This window comes from Streptomyces lushanensis (assembly GCF_001700515.1).
GTDB classification, from domain to species: Bacteria; Actinomycetota; Actinomycetes; order Streptomycetales; family Streptomycetaceae; genus Streptomyces; species Streptomyces lushanensis.
In genome coordinates this window covers 1-258 of record NZ_MAUD01000694.1, presented here as the reverse complement: position 1 = coordinate 258, position 258 = coordinate 1, and the positions used below count along the sequence as shown (strand labels likewise).

Annotated in this window: 1 protein-coding gene; it reads right to left on the bottom strand. The window is 74.0% G+C overall.

Features of this window, described 5'->3' with window-relative positions; translation table 11 throughout:
- Positions 1 to 258 (bottom strand): hypothetical protein (locus tag BFF77_RS37655; protein WP_245704078.1); only part of this gene is annotated, 258 nt, incomplete at both ends.

The following is a 258-nucleotide window of genomic DNA, read 5'->3' as shown; positions in this document are numbered from 1 at the left end:
CGCGCCGCGGGCTTCGCCGGGGGCGGTGGCGGAGTGCTGCTCGCCCTGCTTCTTGGCGGTGAGGGCACCGGTGAACTGGGGCTCGTTGCTCTTGGCCAGCTGGTCTTCTGTCACCTCGGCGTCGGTCATCTGCTGGTTGATCTGCTGCGGGCCGCCGGAGAAGTCCGTCACCGCGTCCGGCTGTCTGGCGGGGACCGCGCCGGCCGGATCGGGTGCGCCGGGTGCGGGCGCGGTCCCCGCCAGACAGCCGGACGCGGT